General features: G+C 45.6%; 17 protein-coding genes, 1 pseudogene and 1 riboswitch. Of the genes and pseudogenes, 13 read left to right on the forward strand and 5 right to left on the reverse strand.

The window, feature by feature from the left end:
• The first annotated feature begins 6 nt into the window (after nucleotides 1-6).
• The 6 genes and pseudogenes from AC3WTP_RS21630 (at nucleotide 7) to AC3WTP_RS21655 (ending at nucleotide 7,326) form a co-directional block, all read left to right on the forward strand.
• Nucleotides 7-1,647 carry an extracellular solute-binding protein gene (locus tag AC3WTP_RS21630; protein WP_492396696.1) on the forward strand — a complete coding sequence of 547 codons (1,641 nt, stop codon included), beginning with the start codon at nucleotides 7-9 and terminating at the stop codon, nucleotides 1,645-1,647.
• A gap of 76 nt (nucleotides 1,648-1,723) precedes the next feature.
• Complete coding sequence (locus tag AC3WTP_RS21635; RefSeq protein WP_492396697.1) at nucleotides 1,724-2,689, forward strand: ABC transporter permease; 966 nt, start codon at nucleotides 1,724-1,726, stop codon at nucleotides 2,687-2,689.
• The gene (locus tag AC3WTP_RS21640; RefSeq protein WP_492396698.1) at nucleotides 2,683-3,543 is read left to right on the forward strand and encodes a carbohydrate ABC transporter permease; all 861 of its coding nucleotides are present in this window, start codon (nucleotides 2,683-2,685) and stop codon (nucleotides 3,541-3,543) included. The genes AC3WTP_RS21635 and AC3WTP_RS21640 overlap by 7 nt, the downstream gene beginning before the upstream one ends.
• A gap of 78 nt (nucleotides 3,544-3,621) precedes the next feature.
• The gene (locus tag AC3WTP_RS21645; RefSeq protein ID WP_492396699.1) at nucleotides 3,622-5,880 is read left to right on the forward strand and encodes an AraC family transcriptional regulator; all 2,259 of its coding nucleotides are present in this window, start codon (nucleotides 3,622-3,624) and stop codon (nucleotides 5,878-5,880) included.
• A 543-nt stretch (nucleotides 5,881-6,423) separates the two neighbouring features.
• Nucleotides 6,424-6,612 (forward strand): annotated as a pseudogene (locus tag AC3WTP_RS21650) (transposase family protein); the annotation flags it as partial.
• A 36-nt stretch (nucleotides 6,613-6,648) separates the two neighbouring features.
• Nucleotides 6,649-7,326, forward strand: coding sequence for a transposase (locus AC3WTP_RS21655; RefSeq protein WP_492396715.1), 678 nt, complete (start codon nucleotides 6,649-6,651; stop codon nucleotides 7,324-7,326).
• A 529-nt stretch (nucleotides 7,327-7,855) separates the two neighbouring features.
• On the opposite strand, the gene AC3WTP_RS21660 is transcribed toward AC3WTP_RS21655, so the two are convergent.
• Together AC3WTP_RS21660 and AC3WTP_RS21665 are read right to left on the reverse strand one after the other, a co-directional pair.
• Nucleotides 7,856-9,136, reverse strand: coding sequence for an ammonium transporter (locus AC3WTP_RS21660; protein WP_492396700.1), 1,281 nt, complete (start codon nucleotides 9,134-9,136; stop codon nucleotides 7,856-7,858).
• Between the two features lie 335 nt (nucleotides 9,137-9,471).
• Nucleotides 9,472-9,969 (reverse strand): YwhD family protein, encoded by a 498-nt coding sequence (locus AC3WTP_RS21665; RefSeq protein ID WP_492396701.1) that lies wholly within the window; start codon nucleotides 9,967-9,969, stop codon nucleotides 9,472-9,474.
• A 164-nt stretch (nucleotides 9,970-10,133) separates the two neighbouring features.
• Between AC3WTP_RS21665 and AC3WTP_RS21670 the strand changes: the two genes are divergently transcribed.
• The 3 genes from AC3WTP_RS21670 to AC3WTP_RS21680 all read left to right on the forward strand — a co-directional run bounded on the left by AC3WTP_RS21670 (nucleotide 10,134) and on the right by AC3WTP_RS21680 (nucleotide 13,786).
• On the forward strand, nucleotides 10,134-12,116 hold the full coding sequence (locus tag AC3WTP_RS21670) for a M1 family metallopeptidase (RefSeq protein WP_492396702.1): 1,983 nt from the start codon (nucleotides 10,134-10,136) through the stop codon (nucleotides 12,114-12,116).
• Between the two features lie 7 nt (nucleotides 12,117-12,123).
• Nucleotides 12,124-12,942 (forward strand): carbamoyl transferase, encoded by an 819-nt coding sequence (locus tag AC3WTP_RS21675; protein ID WP_492396703.1) that lies wholly within the window; start codon nucleotides 12,124-12,126, stop codon nucleotides 12,940-12,942.
• A gap of 227 nt (nucleotides 12,943-13,169) precedes the next feature.
• Nucleotides 13,170-13,314: riboswitch (cyclic di-AMP (ydaO/yuaA leader) on the forward strand.
• Nucleotides 13,315-13,318: 4 nt separating this feature from the next.
• On the forward strand, nucleotides 13,319-13,786 hold the full coding sequence (locus AC3WTP_RS21680) for a C40 family peptidase (protein WP_492396704.1): 468 nt from the start codon (nucleotides 13,319-13,321) through the stop codon (nucleotides 13,784-13,786).
• Between the two features lie 251 nt (nucleotides 13,787-14,037).
• On the opposite strand, the gene AC3WTP_RS21685 is transcribed toward AC3WTP_RS21680, so the two are convergent.
• On the reverse strand, nucleotides 14,038-14,646 hold the full coding sequence (locus AC3WTP_RS21685; protein ID WP_492396705.1) for a hypothetical protein: 609 nt from the start codon (nucleotides 14,644-14,646) through the stop codon (nucleotides 14,038-14,040).
• Nucleotides 14,647-14,931: 285 nt separating this feature from the next.
• Here AC3WTP_RS21685 and AC3WTP_RS21690 point away from each other — a divergent pair, with 285 nt between their 5' ends.
• Together AC3WTP_RS21690 and AC3WTP_RS21695 are read left to right on the forward strand one after the other, a co-directional pair.
• A complete protein-coding gene (locus tag AC3WTP_RS21690; RefSeq protein ID WP_492396716.1) occupies nucleotides 14,932-15,780 on the forward strand; it encodes a GNAT family N-acetyltransferase in 849 nt (282 codons plus the stop codon).
• A 146-nt stretch (nucleotides 15,781-15,926) separates the two neighbouring features.
• On the forward strand, nucleotides 15,927-16,652 hold the full coding sequence (locus AC3WTP_RS21695) for a stalk domain-containing protein (RefSeq protein WP_492396706.1): 726 nt from the start codon (nucleotides 15,927-15,929) through the stop codon (nucleotides 16,650-16,652).
• Between the two features lie 82 nt (nucleotides 16,653-16,734).
• On the opposite strand, the gene AC3WTP_RS21700 is transcribed toward AC3WTP_RS21695, so the two are convergent.
• Nucleotides 16,735-17,496 carry an exodeoxyribonuclease III gene (locus AC3WTP_RS21700; RefSeq protein WP_492396717.1) on the reverse strand — a complete coding sequence of 254 codons (762 nt, stop codon included), beginning with the start codon at nucleotides 17,494-17,496 and terminating at the stop codon, nucleotides 16,735-16,737.
• 301 nt (nucleotides 17,497-17,797) lie between these two features.
• Between AC3WTP_RS21700 and AC3WTP_RS21705 the strand changes: the two genes are divergently transcribed.
• Entirely contained in the window at nucleotides 17,798-18,451 is a 654-nt protein-coding gene (locus AC3WTP_RS21705; protein WP_492396707.1) for an HAD family hydrolase, read from the forward strand.
• A 9-nt stretch (nucleotides 18,452-18,460) separates the two neighbouring features.
• Nucleotides 18,461-19,084 (forward strand): NUDIX hydrolase, encoded by a 624-nt coding sequence (locus AC3WTP_RS21710; RefSeq protein ID WP_492396718.1) that lies wholly within the window; start codon nucleotides 18,461-18,463, stop codon nucleotides 19,082-19,084.
• An 82-nt stretch (nucleotides 19,085-19,166) separates the two neighbouring features.
• Here the strand turns inward: AC3WTP_RS21710 and AC3WTP_RS21715 are convergent, their stop codons facing one another.
• Complete coding sequence (locus tag AC3WTP_RS21715; protein ID WP_492396708.1) at nucleotides 19,167-20,828, reverse strand: extracellular solute-binding protein; 1,662 nt, start codon at nucleotides 20,826-20,828, stop codon at nucleotides 19,167-19,169.
• Between the last annotated feature and the right edge of the window lie 41 nt (nucleotides 20,829-20,869).

Below are 20,869 nucleotides of genomic sequence, written 5' to 3' on the forward strand. Positions count from 1 at the left end.
ACCGCAATGCCAAAAAAGCCAAGAAAGATGCTTCTTATGGTCATGGTGTTAGTGCTCTTGTCCAGCCTGTTCGCTGCATGCTCCAGCAACAAACCTTCTAATGAAGGTCAAGGCGGCACTACTCCAGCACCTGCACCATCAACAACGCCTGCACCTGATCCAAAGACTGAACCCCCAGCCGTAGATTACGGTGATACTGGCGGGATCAAGCTGCCGATCGTGGATAAGCCGGTTGAATTGACGTGGATGGTGGTCAGCGCTACAGAGAACCTACAAGACAAGATGATCATTAAAGAGATTGAGAAGAGAACCGGTATCAAGATTAAACTCGAGGCCTATTCCAGCGCAACCTACCAAGATAAGCTGCGATCGGTGCTGGCATCCGGCAAGCTGCCGGATATCTTCCATGGCTTGCGAGTTTCGGAAGCGAACAAGATGGGGAATGACGGCGCATTTGCCAAGATCAATGAGCATCTGGATGTCCTGCCTAACTTCAAGCGGATGTATACGGAAGAGCTTCCATGGGTGATGAAATCCTACTCTTCCGATGATGGCAACATGTACACATGGCCTATACAGTCCTTTGCTCGTGATGTTAACCACGGATTCCTGTACCGCAAGGACATCTTCGACAAGCATGGCATCAAGGAGTGGACCAATACCGATGAATTCTACGCTGCATTGAAGCAATTGAAAGAAATTCATCCTAACTCCTATCCTTATGCTTCGAAGACGAAAGACTTTATATTTAGAGATTGGGCGTATGGCTGGGGGATAGGCAGTCTCAACTTCCCAATAAGACATGATGCGGCTTCGAACAAATGGTATGCAGCCGTTACCTCCGACAAATATAAAGAAATGCTCGATTTCATGAAGAAGCTGGCTGCCGAGAAGCTCCTCGATCCAGAATTCTTGACCGATACGCAAGACAACTGGACCGCTAAGATGACGTCTAACGATAAGGCGTTCGTTACTTTTGATTGGATCGGCCGTCTCGACCTGTTCCATAACCAAGTCAAAGCAGAGAATCCAACATACGATCTTCGCTACGGAAATCCGGTAGGTCCTACAGGCAACATCAGAACGAAGGCTCCAATCGAAAACTGGGGACATGTCGTTGCTAACAATGATAAGCAAGAGATTGCGCTGAAACTGCTCGATTACCTCTCCAGCCCATCCGGTCTGGAATTGGTCACCATGGGCGTTGAGGGTGAAACCTTTAACTTTAATGCACAGGGCAAACCTGAATACCCAGGTCTGAAGGATGTGCCTCTGGTTGATATTAAGGTTCTTGAAGAAAACTACGGCCTCTGGATCGAAGGTATGTACATGGGCGCTGATAAGCGCAGTGTGTATTATAACTTCACAGAGAAGGAACAAGAGGCTCAAGATAAGATTCTGAAAGACAATAAGTATGAGCTGCCAGATCCGCTTCTGAAATTCACCGATGAAGAAACCGCACAGATTGCTGAAATTCAAACCTCACTGACAAAAGCTGTGAATGAATTCAGCTCGCAATATGTTCTTGGCGCCAACTCCGGCGACAAAGAGTGGGAGGCTTGGAAGACAAACGCTCCTAAGCTCGGAATTGATAAATTAGTTGAGATCTTCAATGCTGCGCAGCAACGATACGATGCTGATAAGTAATCTACTGTTGATAGGAGAGGACGGCAGCACCCGGCTAAGCTCGGGTGCTGCTGACCTCCTTTAGGAGGGAGAAATCATGCAGACTCTAAACACAGAGATGGCACAGAAACGAGCACGCTCCTCTATTGGTTCACGTATGTTTGCTGCATGGCGCCACATGAAACGGGATAAGCAGCTTCTTATTATGTTTATTCCCTGCATCCTGTTCTATATCATCTTCCGATACGGCCCATTATATGGCTTAATTATTTCCTTCAAGGACTACAGCGTCTTCAAAGGAATTATGGATAGCCCTTGGGTTGGCTTTAAGCACTTTGAGCGATTCTTTTCGAGCCCGGACTTCTGGTTGTTATTCAAGAACACCTTTCTATTAGGATTCATGACTCTGATCTTTACATTCCCTATCCCAATCCTATTCGCCGTTCTGCTTAATGAAGTGAGATTTGTGAAATTTAAGAAATCCATTCAAACCTTCAGCTATTTACCCGCTTTCTTATCTGTCGTCATTATCAGCAGCATGGTTGTCGATTTCCTATCCCCGTCACGCGGTATTATCAATCAGATCATTATGGCGTTAGGATTCGAGAGCATCTACTTTATGGCCGATCCGAACTGGTTTAGACCCGTTTATATCATCTCGGAAATATGGGCTCACATGGGTTATGAATCTATCATTTACCTGGCGGCAATCGCAGCTATTGACCCAACTCTATACGAAGCAGCTAAAGTGGACGGGTGCAACCGTTACCATATGATGAGATACATCACGATCCCAAGCATTATGCCAACGATCTTGGTCTTGTTCATCATTAAGTCTGGTTCTGTCTTTCGAATCGGCTACGAGAAGGTGCTGCTGCTCTACAATCCAATGACATACGAAGTGGCTGACGTATTCTCAACATTTGTATATCGGAAGGGACTTCTCGAGACGAACTACAGCTACGCATCTGCTGTAGGATTGTTTGAAGCTATTATCGCTCTAGCTATGCTCTTGCTTGCGAACGTACTAAGTCGGAAAGCAGGAGGTAACGGCTTATGGTAAAACAGAAGTTCAATCTCTTCGATCTCCTAAATATGCTCCTTATGACGGTTGTTGGCATTGTAACGTTGTATCCGATCATCTATATCGTTGCCATATCGTTCAGCGATTCCGCATCCATTGCTCAAGGCAAAATATTCTTATGGCCAAAGGGCTTCAACATTGATGCATATAAGGAAATATTGAGCAGTGATCGAGTACCGAGAGCTTATTTGAATTCGATATTCTATACGGCGTTAGGTACCTTTATCAACTTATTAATGACCGCTGTTGCAGCCTATCCATTAGCCAAGAAAGACTTCTTCGGACGAAAATTCTGGATGATTGGGATCGTGCTGACGATGTTCTTGAACGGAGGCATAATTCCGACCTTTATCATTGTGCAGAAGCTAGGTCTCATCGATACGGTATGGGCGTTAGTATTGCCGAATGCGATATGGACCATCGAATTGCTCATTCTCAAGAGCTTCTATGAAAACATGTCGAGCTCCTTGCGAGAATCTGCACTCATAGACGGGGCTTCGGAGTGGCGAATACTGTTTAGCATCGTCATCCCGTTGTCTAAGCCGGCGCTAGCATCGATAGGCTTATTTTATTTCATGGGACATTGGAACAGTTACTTCATCCCGATGATCTATCTGAACGACCAGAGTATGTATCCATTGCAGGTAGTCTTAAGGGATATGCTGCTTGTCGATAGTGTTGTCGAGACCGGATTAGTCACTGCAACCAAGCTGACGCCTCAAGCCGTGAAGAATGCTACCATTTTCCTAACAATGATTCCTGTACTCATCATCTATCCATTTGCTCAGAAATACTTTGCCAAAGGAATAATGCTCGGTTCGGAGAAAGGATAAGACTGGATTGTGTGATGTTTTTCATATACTATATTGGTAAATACTGCGAATTCAACATCGCACAAGGGTGTGTCCTGCGTGTTTCTGAAAATGATCATGAACAAGAGCCTTCTGAACATATTTTTTGCCCTTATGTTGATCGTTGTCATCATGTTTACCTCTAACTATTTGGTCTTTAAGAACTCGATCTCTGAAGTGTACACACATGTAAGCGCAAACAACCGATTGGTAGTCGACAACATTATTCAATCCTTCAACAATAGCTTTCGGGATATGAACAATCTTATCTTTTCGATATTGATGCTGCAGGAGAATTACATCAACTCTGCGGAGGGCAGCTCCGAGGGAGACAAGATGTATAACATGTACGCTCTGCAGAAGAATCTAAACGCCCTAACATCGACTAACAATTATATCGAAGAGGTCATTGTGTACTATCAGGATTCTAATCTTGCAGTTACTACTTTAGGCACGATAGACTTTCAGACGTTGATGTCTAAGAAGTACAATCACCTATTGTACACGGGAGACTACTGGAAGTCTTATATTGCATCGCTTCAAAATGTCACTGTCGTACCCGAGCAAATCTATCTAGATAAGACTAACCCCTACCAGCAGAGCAGCAAGAGGCTGATCGCATTCGCCGTCAATCAGAAGATCCGCATGTCGAACAAAAATATCCTAGTCTTCGTCGATGTTAACAAGCTGCTTGAACATGTAAATCAAAAGGCCATGATGCAGGGCTCACACTTAATCGTCCTGGATCAACATAAGAATGTTATCCTGAGCACAGAGAAGAATTTAATGCTGGTCGATATACTGGATGATCTTTATTTAGACCAAGGAAGAGAGAAGACCCTGCAGAACAAAGATTATGAATACAACATCTCTAAATCTCCGCTTAACGGTTTTATTTATGTTCATAAGATGCCGTACCGGTTCAACGATATGAAGAGCGTGACCAACGCAAATACTTATATTATGCTGATCACCATCATATGCGGAGTGCTGCTGTCTGCGATCTTGAGCTTCTTCTTGTATCGTCCGATTAATCGCATCACGAATCTATTCGGAGATCATAAGAACAACCGCAACAGCTTCCCGCACATTTATCAGAATATCGTACAGCTGCAGCAGAACAATCAGGCGCTTATTGATCAATCCAATATCGTGCGGGATATGGTTCGGAGAGACTTATTTATTCAGTCCTTGGATGAATATGTCCATAACCCAGAATTGGATAAGGCACTGCGCAACTTCTATCCTGACTTATTTGTGAAAAATTACTTTGTACTCGTGTCTATTCATTTTCCTCATCCTAAGACTAACCAGCAACATGACGACCAGCGCATCGAAGCTGCTTATGATCAATTGCTGACCGAGATGAGAAACGCATTCCCGGATATTCAGATATTCTATAGGGACAACATGCGATTTATCGCTATTATCGGCTTGAGTAAGCTGGCTGAACGCAAGGAGATGCTTGCTGGGCTAAGGAAGCATGTCGAACGCTTGAATCGAGAGCTTGTGCTGAACGGCTCCCTGCTCGTAACCGTTAGCCAAGGTTATTCCTCTAAGATTCAGCATCTGCATCAGGCAAGTCTGGATCTTAAGAACGGCATGGCTTATCGCAATATTCAGATCCATTCATCCGTCATTGATATAGCAGCCATAACATGGACGAATAAGATGCACTTGCCGCCGGATGCACTCGAGAGGCTGTCTAACCGCATACTGAGTGGAAATGAGGCCGAAGCTGCGCAGATCGTTAACGAGGTGCTTGAGCGCAACATAGAGGAGAATATTCACTATGAACAGCTGCTGCTAATCGCCAAGATCTTTGCCTATCATATTACGAAGCATCTAGAAGATTCCGAACGAAATCCCCAGTGGAATGCAGCTCAGAATCGTATTCATAATCTGATGACGGAACACTCGATTACATATTTTGAGCTGCGTGACTATCTCTTAGAGCTAGTGCGTCATGTGACGGCAAAGAGAAAACAGCCTCAAACCAGCAAGCTAAACGCTGAGGAGATCATCCAGTATATCGAGATTCATTATGCAGATAATCTATATCTTGATCACATGGCTGAGGAGTTCAATACAACACCTAAGTATTTTTCGAACTACTTTACGAAGACTTTCGGCGTTAACTTCGTGGAGCACTTGAATAAAGTCAGAATCCATCATGCTAAAGTTCTGCTGAAAAATACTGGATCCGCGGTATCTGATATTGGTGAACGTGTGGGATATGCGAATTCTTCAACGTTTACAACAACATTCAAAAAGTATGTTGGCTTGTCCCCAACTGAATATCGAAGAAAGTCTTCGTAGTTGCTTCAGTTTGTTGGATAAGAATCATCGACTAAGCAGTGAAGATAGTGCAAAGAGCGATCAGCCCCCTGAGACTGACCGCTCTTTGACATTCAACCATTAGACCGAAGTACTGCTCTGAATACGACCGCACCTATCCACCACATCGTATCGCGATATGAGTTTCGGGGCTGTATCCCCTCTGCAGGCCATCTCACTATTCTCCCACTCGCTCAGGATGCATCCTATCTATCGACAGGGGTCCACTCTTCCATGGTGCTGTCCTGCAACACTCTTCCATGGTGCTGTCCTGCATAACTCTTTCGTAGAATTGTCCTGCTACACCCTTTCTTTACTATATGTCCCTTGCTGCACCCTCTCGCTATTCTCCCATTCACTCAGGTTTCCTTACATGCCCTACCCTATCGCATCTTATATAAGTTCCATCAATGTATTTACAGAGAATTGTCTACAATATTTTACAATAAAATAGTTGAATTGCGAACATTTGTTTGCTATAATGAACTCGTACAGGAACATACATTCGATAAAGAGGTGCGATTTATGTCTGTAGAGAACCGAGAGTCGTGGAATACGTTAGAGGAGTTATCTCAACATTTTTCTGATGAACAAGCTTGTGTTTCCTATTTATATAGTATTAAATGGCCCCATGGATTCCAGTGCCCACGATGCCAACACTCACACGCCTATGTCATTAGCACACGGAAACTTCCCCTCTACGAGTGCTGCGCCTGCCAACATCAAACTTCACTGACAGCAGATACAATCATGGAACGCAGCCGTACTTCATTGAAGAAGTGGATCACGGCAATATGGCTGGTAGCCCAGCATAACATAAATGCTGTTCAGCTTAGCTCCATCATTCAAGTTACATATAAGACTGCTTGGTCCTTGCTTCATAAGATTCGAGCAGTTATCAGCTCAGCAGATGCAGATCAGCCACTCGAAGGAACCGTTCAAGGTATCGTGTCCTTTCACGGCAAGCCCCTTTATCCTACATCATTGGAACTTCATTCACATGAACATCCACTTATCATTGCAGCAGCTATAACTACACATGAGCAGATCACCTGCCTCAAGATTAAGACCGTTGATCGACAGCATATATATGGGAAGTCTTTGCGTAATATCGCCTGCGACAATTTCATTGATCTGCATACCTACACAGACATCTCCAGAATAACGATTATCCAACAGCCTTTTAGAACGAATCGATTTCATTATTTGAAAAAAGTGTTTCAACAAGCCCGCAGATGGATGATCGACACCTTCCATGGCATTGGGCCGAAATATTTGCAGCGTTATTTAGATGAATTCTGCTTCCGTTCCAACGCAGTATCTGGGCATTATTCTTCATGGGAACGATTAATTGGCATATCCATGTCCACTCATTATGCTACCCTCTCCAGGCACAACTCTAATGCTACTATCAGATTCGCAGCTTAATCATTCTCGTTCACTGTATAGATGCAAAATACCCATATGTTCATTTCAATGTGCGTAATATCTTCATGATGTAGATCATGATAAACTCGACGGTCACCATTCACTGGAACGATGATCCATCCTGCAGATTATGATCCTGACTTTCAGAATTAGCATTGCAAGTACCCAGTAATTTTAGTAAATCAGTTGAGAATACAATATGTACTGCTCCTGAGCCATGGGGATAATAGTCAGACGTCCTGAGAAGCGTGTACCATGTTTCCATACGTGTTTCCATGAGTGTTCCATAAGTATTTCCACATGTATTTCCACATGTGTTTCCATGTGTGTTTACATACGTGTTTCCATAGATGAAGCTATTTTTCGATGCACTCCTTGCCAAGCCAGTGCGCTGCATTCCACCTGAGTGCATGGGATAATAGTCAGACGCTCTCGGAGACATATACAGAACAGAACAACATCGCACACAAAAATGAGTTTGCACCTCCGCCGCACACGAGCGACTGATGGGCAAACCCATTTCTAACTACTAACTTCTCAATTGTACATTTGGCGTCAGCTTTCTCATTTGTTCAGGATATCCGTATGATCCATGCTCACTCATGTCGAGGCCAACCAGTTCCTCTTCTTCAGTCACACGGATTCCGATGGCTGCTTTAATAATCGCCAATATAATGTAGGAAGCCGCAAATGCAAACAGACCACATACTACAACACCCATAGCCTGCACACCTAATTGCTCAAACCCGCCACCGTACAATAGACCCGGTTTACCTATGCCTACTTTCTCAACTAGTTCTGGTGTTGCGAAGAAGCCTGTGGACAGCGTCCCCCATACCCCCGCTACTCCGTGTACGGACAAGCAATAGATCGGGTCATCGATGCCGAGCTTATCAAACATTTTCATACTGAAGAATACGATGATTCCCGCAATCAAACCAATTACAATCGCTGCCCAAGTTTCTACGAATGCACAGGATGCCGTTATCGCAACGAGACCTGCTAGCGCGCCATTTAACATAGTTGGAATATCTGCCTTACCCATGAACAGCCACGAAATAATAAAGGCAGCCACTGCCGCTGCCGCAGCAGCCATTTGCGTGTTGACTGCAATAAAGCCGAAGAAGCTTCCGTCCCCAACCGTAATCGTACTACCTGCGTTAAAGCCGAACCAGCCAATCCACAGCAGCATAACGCCAAGTGTCGTAAACACTTGATTGTGACCTGGAATCTCGTTTGGCTTCCCCGCCCTGTTGAACTTGCCCAGACGAGGCTTCAGTAATATCGTTGCAGCTAAAGCTGCCATCGCACCAGTTAAGTGAACAACTGTGGAGCCTGCAAAGTCCTGCTTGCCATGCTCCGCCAGCCATCCGCCGCCCCATACCCAATGCGCTACAACAGGATAGATGAGCGCGGAGAACAATACTGCAAAGATCAGGTAAGCCGACAGCTTAGCACGCTCCGCAAACCCGCCGAATGCAATCGACATCGAAATTGCCGCAAATGCCAATTGGAACAAGAACATAACAGTCGGGGCCACTGTTGCACCCTCTGGCACAGTCTTGAGATCGAATCCAAAGTAATCTCCCCAACCGATAAATGAATTGCCTTGTGAACCGAAAATGAATGCATAACCAACTGCCCAAAATACTAACGATGCAATACCTACGGTTAATAAGGTCTTACCTGCAATATGACCTGCATTTTTCATCTGGGCCGAACCGGCTTCCAGCATAATAAAACCGCATTGCATGAAGATTACCAGTATTGCACCCAACATCGTCCATATTGCGCTTGTACCTAACTCCATGTGACCCATCTCCTTTATAACATCCGTTATTTAACGGTGGTGTATATTTCTTGATACGATGTATTGTAGACAATATTTTATTTCATGTAAATATATATAACATGAAAAGGGCTGAAATGTTATATAAAAGATGTTTTTAGCCCTAATCATTAAATAAAATCGCAAAATCAGGTTCACCCAACCAATATTATTAGTTATTCTGTAATTTATATGTTAGATTATATTACATACATATGACGAAGGTGCCTATTTCGATAAAAAAAAAAGACCTGCATCCTCCACAAGAGGTTGCAGGTCTTTATCTGCATTTCATGATCTCACCTAAATAAACTAGCTTATGCTAGCTCCGCCTTGAATTCTTCTGGTGTACGATCCCACCATTCGCTGTTGTGAGACTGCAGGAGGTCACGCAGCAGCGCCTTTTCTTCAGCACTTAAACCTTCCAAGATGACGCGACGCTTCATAGCAGCGTCCATCTTGTTGACATGGTCAGCGAGAATCTTCCAGCCACGTCTTGCTTCGGTATCAATCAGCATCTCACATGCGGTCATACCGCCGTAGAACGCGCCATTCTCGTCACGGTCCACAGCTACCCAGACGATCCAGCACTTGCGTCCATTCGGTACCGTGTCCTTATCAGGCGAGAAGCGAATTAATTTCTCCACCTTACTCTTCGCGTGCATCGCTCCAATATCGATATACGCCTCCCCTTGATCAATAATGACGGGTGAAACGTTATTTAAGTCGATGCTTCCTGCACCGAACCCTTTATGCTTTGCGCCAGCTATGACATTCAACGCCAGCGGCTTCTTCATCTTCTTTTCTTCTTCCATTACCACAGGCTCCTTCCTTGTCCCCGCTTCAGTCGGATCCGTACCATATACGTCATCCGACCAATATAGAACCGGAATCAAATTCATTTTCATTTTAGCTAATATTCCGCAAAAAGCCAACATATACATGCTGTAGATGCTTGTCAACGGGAGGTAAGAATCGGATGAGACGAAGCAATGCCTATCGCACAATCCTCTACGCCATCGTAATCCTCGCAGCAGGACTCATAATTGTTCCGCGGCTATGGCCGAGCGAACCCTTGCCTTCAATCGGGCCGGAAGTGAAGCAAGGCGCTCCTAAAGCAGACGAGCCTGCAGTGCCGCAGAAGGTAGAGCCCCCTCAGTATGAGGCGCGAAGTGAACGCATATCGGAGTACCACATTAATGTTCGATTGGACGAGACCACTAAGACTCTTTACGGGTCACAGACGGTCACTTGGACGAATCCGGGGAAGAAAACAGTGAACGAGATGTATCTGCATCTGTATCCGAATGCATTTGCCTCCTCAGATTCAACATTTATGAAGGAGTCCGGCGGCAAGCTCCGGACGGACAAGATGCCGGAACATGGATACGGCGGGATGAATATTACTTCCATTGAGACCGTAGATGGAATGTCGCTGCTAAACAGACTGGAATATGTGCACCCGGACGATGGCAATACGAAGGATAAGACTCTCACCAAGCTCAGGCTAACTCAACCGGTCAAAGCTGGCGGCGAGATAACGTTAGTGATGAAGTTTGAAGTGAAGCTCCCAAAGGTATTTGCCCGAATGGGGATGACCGACAACTTCGTCATGGCGGGTCAATGGTTCCCGAAGATTGCAGCCTATGAGAAGGCCGGCGTACGAGGAAGATCGCAAGAAGGCTGGAATATGCATCAGTATCACGGCAATTCAGAATTCTACTCGGACTTCGGGATCTTCAATGTTCGTGTGCAAGTGCCTGACAATTATATTGTCGCTGCGACCGGATTCCCGGTTAAGACACCGAATAGCGCGAACGGCGTAAAGGTATACCAGTTCTACGCAGACGATGTGCACGACTTTGCTTGGGCAGCGTCGCCTAACTTCGTATATGCTGAACAGCCATTTTCCTCCGAACAAGTTCCAGGGGTGAAGATCAAGCTGTATCTCGATCCGAAGCATGCTGATCTAAAGGAACGTTACTTCTTTGCAGCTAAGACCGCTCTCAACAAGTTCAGCCAATGGTATGGTGAATATCCTTATTCCACACTATCGATTGTCGTGCCGCCGATGGAGGCTAACGGTGCAGGTGGAATGGAATACCCTACGCTGGTAACAGCCTTCGGCGCTGGAGACAACAGTCCTGGATATGATCTGGAGCGCACGGTTATTCATGAGATAGGACATCAATATTTCTACGGCATGGTAGCCTCTAATGAATTCGAGGAGGCATGGCTTGACGAAGGCTTTACTTCATATGCGGAAGACAAGCTGATGGAGGAAGAGTTCGGTGTCTCACCGAACCTGGCTGTCGTGTCAAGTTTTATGACGAACCCTGCCCCATTGAAGCAGGATGCATGGCGATACAAGGATCAGAATCATTATGCTGAGAATGTATACTATCGCGCTAAGCTAGTACTGCTCGCAATGGAGAAGCAGGTAGGGGAAAAGAAGATGCAGCGCATCTTGAAGACTTATTTCAACAAATACCGCTTTAAGCATCCTTCCACTACGGACTTCCAACGCGTAGTCGAATCGGTGACGAAACAGAAATGGACCGACTTCTTCAATCAGTATGTATATGGTCAAGAGATGGCTGACTTTGCGGTTGAGAGCATTGAAACTCACACTGTGCAAGCTAAAGATTCTGTGAAGTATGAATCGACCGTCAGCATTCAGAAGCTTGGAGCGGATTATCCTACTGTTCCGGTCGTATTTGGATTCAAGGACGGCTCGACGACTCGGAAAGTATGGCAAGTCGAGGGTGATCGCATTCAGTACAAGCTGACACATCTTTCACCACTGAGCTGGGTTATGGTTGACCCACTCTATACCATTGTCGTCGAAAATAAACATGTTAACAATTATATGCGCGCTCAAGTAGATGAACCTGTCCGAACGCGTGTAAATTGGTCAGCAGTCAAGTGGATCGAACTGATTACGAATGTATTGGGGTGGTGATCGTCGCATGAAACCACATTTTCGTACGGGATGGGATTGGATCGTGAATCATGTTTATATCTGGGTACTTCTGTTCCTATACCATCTATTGTGGGGATTCTTCCTCTATCGGTTTATTGATTCTATCGTTGTTCCGATATTGAAACGATATCCCGATCCAGCGCCGTCTGAGATGAGCAATCAAATCTTTATGCTGGAGAGCCAATTCCAATTAACCAAAACATCAACCTATACCCCTTATCTGTGGGCTATTATCGGATTTATCGCACTTCGGATGCTGTTGACTCCATTAATTCACGCTGGGCTGCTGTATACCATGGCCAATCATCGATCAGAATCCAGTCTAACCTTCTTTCGAGGTATTGCCGCGGTATGGAAGCCGGTATCCTTATTGTATCTAATCGAAACGGTCGTGCTATTGGCTCCCTCTTATTGGATCGTTCCTTATCTGGCAGAGACGCTGGCGACTTCCCTAAACTGGCAGTCCATGCTGATGAATGTTCTACCGATCGCCTTCGGCTGGATCATTGGAGGGTGGCTTCTGCATCACCTGTTCTTGTTCCTGCAATTCGGCGCGGCGACGGAGATGCCGCTTCTTCAGGCCATGAAATGGGGCATACGCCGTATTCTGCCCGTTATCGGAATATCGCTCACATTCATCCTGATCACAGCTCTCTCTGGCGCAATGATTACAACAGCCGCTATGTTCTGGACAGGGATGACTGCCCTTATCCTCCAACAGGCCTTTCCAGCACTGCAAACTCTGCTGAAGCTATGGAGCCTTTCTAGCCGTTACGCAGCTTGGCAGCATCAGGAACACCTCTAAATCATATAGCTGATACTGTATCAGAAATAGATCACGTATATAGCAAAAAAAACTTGTCTTACCCGCTTTTTTCGCGGATAGGGACAAGTTTTTTTATTTTAGGGACAAAAACAGTTTGTCAAATGAATTACATTCTGTTAAAATAAGTTCAGGATTTATTACAACTTTGTCATGAAACCATTCTCAGTTCTTTCAAGATTGTAATTAAAAGCATCGGACTCAGATGTGATCTTATTATGCCGAATTCCCGTACACATCCGGGAAACGGGGGAACCAAGTATTTTGGGTGAATTGATCTTGCTTATGCAGAGATCATAGGGAGACCTTCAACCGAACCCTCCAGCTAACCTCGCAGGCACGGAAGGGGTATATTAAATTGAAAAAGAAGCTTGTCACTGCAGCTGTTGCAATGAGCTTGCTATTCTCTATCGGAACTGGAAGCGCATTCGCGGCAACTAAGATGGACACTACGATTGATGGTTTGTTAGGTATTGATTACAAGTACGGCGGCACAACAACAAAAGGCTTTGACTGCTCTGGATTCGTAGGATACGTATTCGACAAATACGAAGTTGATCTTCCTCGCACATCCTCTTCGATGTATGATGAAGGTACTAAAGTAAAGAAGAGCGACCTTCGTCCTGGAGATCTAGTATTCTTTAATACTAGCGGAAAAGGTATTTCTCACGTAGGTATTTACGTTGGTGACAACAAATTTGCTCATGCTTCCACAAGCAAGGGAACTCGCATCGACAGCTTGAGCATGGATTACTATGAGAACCGCTATGTGGGTGCTAAGCGCATCTTGAGCGACGAGCAATACAAGTATATGGCAACTGAATAGTAGTTCAACAGATTTAGTAGATTAACCCGGTAGGATGCCTAATGCAGCCTGTCGGGTTTTTTAATGTGTAATGCTGCAATGAGCGCCTTCGCTATGCTTAATTGACTATAAGACGGCATGGCAATCGTCAACCCTTCAAACTTCGAGAGTAATATCGAATGTTATGATTAGCCTTGTCCGTGAAACAATTCAAATGATAAAGGCATGTCCCTTAGACCTGTGGACATGCCTCACTTCAGCTAGTATTCGTGCTATTGTCGAGAGCTCTGCTCACCCTGTTGAGCTCTCCATTCCTGCATCTTAGCTTTTAATTCCTCAGCAGTGATCCCATCCATCTGCGCACCGTTCTGGGTAGACCAATCTTTCATACGCTGCGCACGGTCCTCTTTATTGACATGTTTCCCGTGGAACAGGTGTTTTTTTCCACCCATCTTCAGATGAACTTCGTCACGAATCTGCTCAAGCGTCTTCCCTTCCGTCGATATACCCAATTTTTTGGCGACAAGCAGCAAACGCTTCTCACGCAGCTCTCGCATCTGGCTGCGAAGCTCCTTCATCTCGGTTTGCATCTTCTGCAGCTCTGGATCCTTCTGCAGTTCCTCCCACTTCGCCTTTGCATCAGCTCGGGATTTATCTTCAGATGTGCTCGGTTTCATCATGTCGCCTGTTGGCAGCATCGATAGCAATTGAGACGGCTCACCGTTCTTGCGATCATTTACTCCAGCCATCACGACCTTCGCCTCTGGCAGCGTCGCAATTGTCTTCTCTGTCACTTCAAGTGCCGATGTCGATGTCGGAGACGCAAGCAGCAGCATTATAGCTGTTGACCAAGCAACAGCCGATGTCGTAGTCCATTTCATCCTTGTGACACCTCATTTCATAAAGAGATAAGATTAGTATGATCAATTTATGTAAAATCATGCTGAAAATAGGCTTAAATTTTGTTCATGTTTAAGCTATGCTACAGGTACAGCATTCATATTCATCTAATCTGTTATATCGCACCATTCTCATCATACGTATAAGGAGCAGCGATTGTTTCAACCAATGCGATCCAATTGTCATTTTACTTAACATCCGCTTTCCAATATTCCGGGATAATCCTATAACTTGTTAGTGAAAGGTGTGAAAATTCCTTGATTCTCATGCTGAATGAACTTGATCCTGACATCATACAAGACATCCAACAGCTGGAGCGCTGCTGCCAAGCAATTGATCCATCTGTCCGTCTCTCTCTCGATAATTCTCTCAATATCGATAAGCATATTCCTTCTTACTATCTTTATTATGAACAGCAGCAACTTGTAAGCTTTATTAAGCTGTTTATCCCTACGAAGGAAGAAGCAGAAGTTACCGGCTGCACACTGCCTGACTATAGGCAGCAAGGATACTTCAGCTCACTGCTGACAAAGGCTAGAGAGCAGCTCACACTCTACCGTATACCGAGCTTGCTGCTCGTATGCGACTCTCAAGCCGCTCCTGCTAAGCAGCTCATGAATAGACTGCCAGCCGCCTATCAATTTACAGAGTATTCACTGAAGTACAAGGGGGAGCCGATATATTCTAATCCTCTCTCTCCTTATGCAGTTCGTTTGAAGGTGGCTTCTGAGGAGGCTCTAAACAGTCTCGTTCATTTATCCAGTACCATCTTTGAAGAGAGCATTGAGTCTGCCGCATCATTTATAACTAATACGATGAATGCTGCCAACCGTACGCAATATGCAATCATGCATGGCGATCAATATGCGGGCATCGTATCGATCACCTATGTGGAACAATCCGCGTCCATCAATGGCTTCGGGATTGACCCAACCCTTCAGGGCAAGGGATTAGGCAGAGCCGCGCTTTATGAAGTAATTCAAGAATTAACGAATAAGAACATTGCAGATATTGTCCTTGACGTGAACAGCGCTAATGAACGGGCTTATCAATTGTATATATCGGCAGGATTCCAGGTTGTCTCAGCGACAGATTATTATCGAATGCCTGTTTAAAGTGATCATATCGACGCCTAGGTTTCGTTAACACACGTCACCTGACAGAGTATATGAATCGTTAGGTTTTACATTAGCTTCTATAAATCTGCTGACATCATGGATTAACTCCCTTGTGGCATCATTTATAATAAGGAGATGTTGGAATGAAGAAATTAAGATTCACTGTGGGATTCCTTGTTGGAGGGATCCTGTTCGGCTCAATTGGAGCGGCAGCTGCCTCATCCACTCAAATGATTGAAGTCCTATTCGGTGTCAAGGATGTGAAGATCAACGAAGCCTCTGCTATGCCGGACAAGCCCTCCTTTATATATCAAGGCACTACTTACGTCCCGCTTCGATACATCGCGGAGAATCTAGGCAGTGAAGTAAATTGGGTACCGGAGACACAGACGATCGAGATCATCACTCCTAAGGCTCCCCCTATCACAACGACACCAACTGCTCCACCAACAGAGAAGGAACCGACTAGAAGCTATTCCAATATGGACGTAGTAGGCGAGTGGAAATCGGAGTTCGATGTTAATCGAGATCGCAAAGATGTGGATGAATACATCTCATCGAACTTCCGTATAGAAGCGCTCAAGGATAAGATGTTCAAGATCGTCAAAGGAATGTACACGAAAACGAATACCTATTACGATGACAGCCAACAACAGAAGGATATGCATGCATTTATTATCAACTGGGAATCCAAAGTATTTGAGATGCGTGAGGATGGTTCGGCAGACATTGTCATCATCAATCGTTCCAGCCAAGAAGAAGTTCAGGCTCAATTCAAGATCGAGAATGGGAATATTAAGATCACGCTTGCGGAAGATAAGAACTTCGACAAATTCAACCTGCTTCCTTATTACGCAAAACTGAAGTAGAGATAGATCAAGGCACTTCAAAGAACCTTCACCCTCACGTTTGAGTGGATTGAAGGTTCTTTGGTGTATGATATGAGTTTGGCTATTGGATATCGTCAATCTTCAACACAACCGGACAGTGATCGCTTCCCATTATCTCAGTATGAATCTCCGCATCCGATACCAGCGACGCGAGCCGTGAAGAGATAAGAAAATAGTCAATTCTCCATCCGATGTTGCGCTCTCTTACCTTAGCCATGTACGACCACCAGCTGTAGGTGTCAGTTCGATCGGGGTATAGATGTCTAAACGAGTCGATGAAGCCTGCTCCCAGAAGCTCCGTCATCTTGCCGCGCTCTTCGAAGGTAAAGCCTGAATTGCCTTCATTCGACTTCGGATTCTTCAGGTCAATCTCCTGATGAGCCACATTTAGATCTCCGCAGACGATAACCGGCTTCTGGCTGTCCAGCTGCTGAAGGTAATTCCGGAATCGATCCTCCCACTCCAAGCGATAATCCAGTCGGGACAAGTCCCGCTTCGCATTCGGCGTGTACACGTTCACGAGATAGAAGCCGTCGAATTCTAGTGTCAGAATACGACCTTCCGGCTCCTCGTTCTCTTCTATGCCATAACGCACCGATAATGGCTTGATTCTAGTGAATACCGCGGTTCCAGAATAGCCTTTCTTAACGGCGTAGTTCCAATACTGTGAGTATTCGTCACCTATTTCAAGAGCAATCTGTCCTTCCTGCAGCTTGGTCTCCTGAACGCAGAAGATGTCTGCGTCCTGTTCCTTAAAATAATCATAAAATCCCTTCGTCACACAGGCACGCAGCCCATTAACGTTCCAAGATATCAGCTTCATCATCCTATATCTCCTTGCCAATCGGTATCCATTTTCCCTTCTAGTTTACCATAGATGCTATAGGCAATAGGAATAGGAGCTGAATCCAGCTTCCTGCTGTAATTCATATTCACCCTCACCCTTTCCATTTACCCGCTGCTATAATGGTATATAATTACAACACAAAAAGATATCACCCATTCATAGAACAGCAGCACTTCCGTCTCAACTCACAGTTGAATTGAGCACCTGATAACACATGTACAGACCTATGCTGCAGTATAATGGAGACATATTACGCACGAAACAGGAGAGTGACCACATGCTTCCCAAGGTTGTATTGTTTGACTATGACGGCACACTAGCGGACACATTGCCAATTGCATTTCAAGCGTTTCAAGCGGTATTTGACAAGTATGACGGACGAAAGGTGACCGTGAGTGAGCTAATAGACATGTTCGGACCGACCGATGATGAGATAATAGCGAACAATTTCAGTGACGTATCAACCGTACCTCAAGCGATTGAGGTCTATTATGAGCTGTACCGCCAAGGTCACCAGGATGATGCAATGAAGGTTCAGGACATTAGCAATCTATTAACCTATCTGAAGGATAAAGGAATCAAGATTGGAGTCATCACCGGAAAGAGCCGCAAGTCCTTTATCATCTCGTCTGAAGCGCTCGAACAGTCCGACTACTTCGACCTGTCCATTACAGGGGATGACGTCGAGCAGCCCAAGCCGCATCCAGAGGGCATATTAACGGCGTTACATACATTTGGCGTTAGTAAGGAGGAAGCCATGTTTCTCGGTGACAGCAACGCTGATATTAGAGCCGGGCTAGCTGCGGGAGTGCGCACATATGGCGTTCACTGGCTGCCTACCGTTCAGAGCGCCAACTTCGAGACCGCACCCAATCGGATATTTACGAGCACGGAACAATTCATACGTCTGCTGCAAGAGGAGGAGAGATAATCTATGTCTATGGATCCAAAATGGTTAACGTGGGCTAAGCAGATCCAGGCCATCGCTCAGACTGGTCTAACCTATACGAAGGATGTATATGATGCCGAGCGTTATGAAGAGCTTAGACAGATGAGCGTCGAGATCCTATCCGCATACACCTTAGGCTCTATTAGCAGCGAGAAGATTGAGCTTGCCTTTGCCAGCGATACCGGATACGCGACACCGAAAGTGGATGTTCGAGCTGTTGTATTTCAGGATAATAAGATTCTGCTGGTTCGCGAGAAGCTGGACGGTGCATGGTCGCTGCCCGGGGGTTGGGCAGATATCGGGTATACGCCTTCCGAAGTTGCGGTCAAGGAAGCACAAGAGGAATCCGGTTATGTGGTCGAGCCCATTCGTTTGCTGGCTGTGCTGGATAAGAAGCGTCATAACCACCCTCCAGACCTCTATCACATCTATAAAATGTTCATCCTATGCAGAATCGTCGGCGGTGAAGCGCATAGCGGTGTCGAAACGAGCGCTGTCGAATTCTTCGGGGAGGATGCTCTTCCCGAGCTTTCCTATGAGCGCAACACCGAAGCGCAGATCAAGATGATGTTCGAGTATCTTAGAGACCCTGACAAAGAGGTCATGTTGGATTAATACGTGGTGCTCTGCATGATCATTCAACACAAAAAACACAAGGGCAGCTGATGCCCTTGTGCTTCTTCACGTTCATTACCTTTTATTTATAAGCGTCAATCTTGGCCATGTACACTTTGTCTTTGTTATCTGCGTAATACTTCGTGTAATATTCATTAACCTTCAAGCCGCCGGCTTTCTCCCATATGTCCTTGGCTTCCTTGCTCGCCTGCTCCGCCGTATACTCAGGTCCGCTGACGATGGCTTTCTCGTATAGATCTCTATAACTGAAGCCGTTCGTGCTGATAAGCTGAAGATCCTTAGGCAATGCCGGCATGAAGGCTACATCCTTATATACTGGTCTGCTTGGATCGAGGAATGCCTTGTCCCCCTCCGCGTAGATATCTGTAAGCTCCTTCTGCAGCGGGTCGCTTAAATCGAAGCTGCCAATTAGGCTTCCACACTTACCCAACAGTATCGTGTTGCCGAACAGTGTCCAGTATTCATAATTCCAGTCGAGCTCCTTCTTGTTCTTCTCAGGGTCTATCGGAATCGGACATCCGCTCGGCCCCATCTTCCAGTGTTCGCCTTCAAATCCATACTTCAACGTGCGCAGCACTGGCTCAGAGATCAGCCAATCTACAAACTTGATGACCGCCTCCGGGTTCTCTGCGCTCGCGTTTACCATCGCAACCGATCCTGCCGGTGTATCAACCTCAGGGCTAAACTGTCCAAAAGGTCCTTTCGGCAGCGGCATTGGTGCCATCTTCGCATCCGGATTATTCTTCTTAAGCGTTTGATATAGCGGCAGATCAGACGTAGTCTTTGTTGCGGCGTAGATGCCCAGCTTGCCATTTACCCAGTCTTGCTTCGCCTTCTCGCCGCCCTTGTCCGTCAAGAAATCCTTGTCCACGACTCCAGCTTCATACATCTGCTTCTTGAAGGCCGTTGCTGCCTCAGCACGCTCGAAATCGTGGTACAACGCGCCATTCTGATCAAAATGCCACGTATTGTTGCCGAAGATCGCATTAATAACACCGCCGCCGCTGCCGCTTAGATTATAACCAAAAGTGTCGTTCTTATTGTTGCCATCCGGATCCTGCTCAGTGAACGCCTTCATGACGTTAAGCAGGTCATCCGTTGTCTTCGGCATCTCCAGATTCAGCTTCTTCAACCAATCCTCGCGGATTACAACTGTTGTATTCTGCTGTAGGCCTGTTACACGGCCAAGCTCGTATATTTTTCCATCATTCTTGTAGCCCAGCTTCTTAAGCAGCGGATACTTCTCCATCATCTGCTTGTAGTTGGTGCTGTGCTTATCAATGATTTCATCCATCGCCATAACCTGCTTGGAGCTGTATAGATCGTTACGATAACCCTGCGCATATGTCATAATAAGGTCCGGCGCAGAGTTGGAAGCAAACAGCGTATTGAACTTCTCGACTTCCCCAGTTCGCGGTACCGGGATAAATTCAACTTCAACTGGTGAGTTTTCATTAATCCATTCCGTCCAACGGTTCTTGGTATAGTCCCCTTCACCCGGAGGAACAAGTCCGCGATCATAAATCGATACGGTGATCTTAGGCTTTTTCTCGTTTTTCTCAGGTGCCGCTGGTTTCTTATCACTTTCCCCCGCATTATTGCTGTTCGTATTATTATTGCTGCTGGTTGACGTATTTCCCGAGCAGGCCGACAAGAGCACGCTCATAACCAGAAGTGCTGCTAATGTAGATACCCCGATTGATCTCCATTTTCCCAACTTCACACCTATCTCCCCCTAGAACAATAATAGAATAATATGGATAT

The sequence above is a fragment of the Paenibacillus sp. EB106-04-04-XG159 genome (assembly GCF_058791835.1).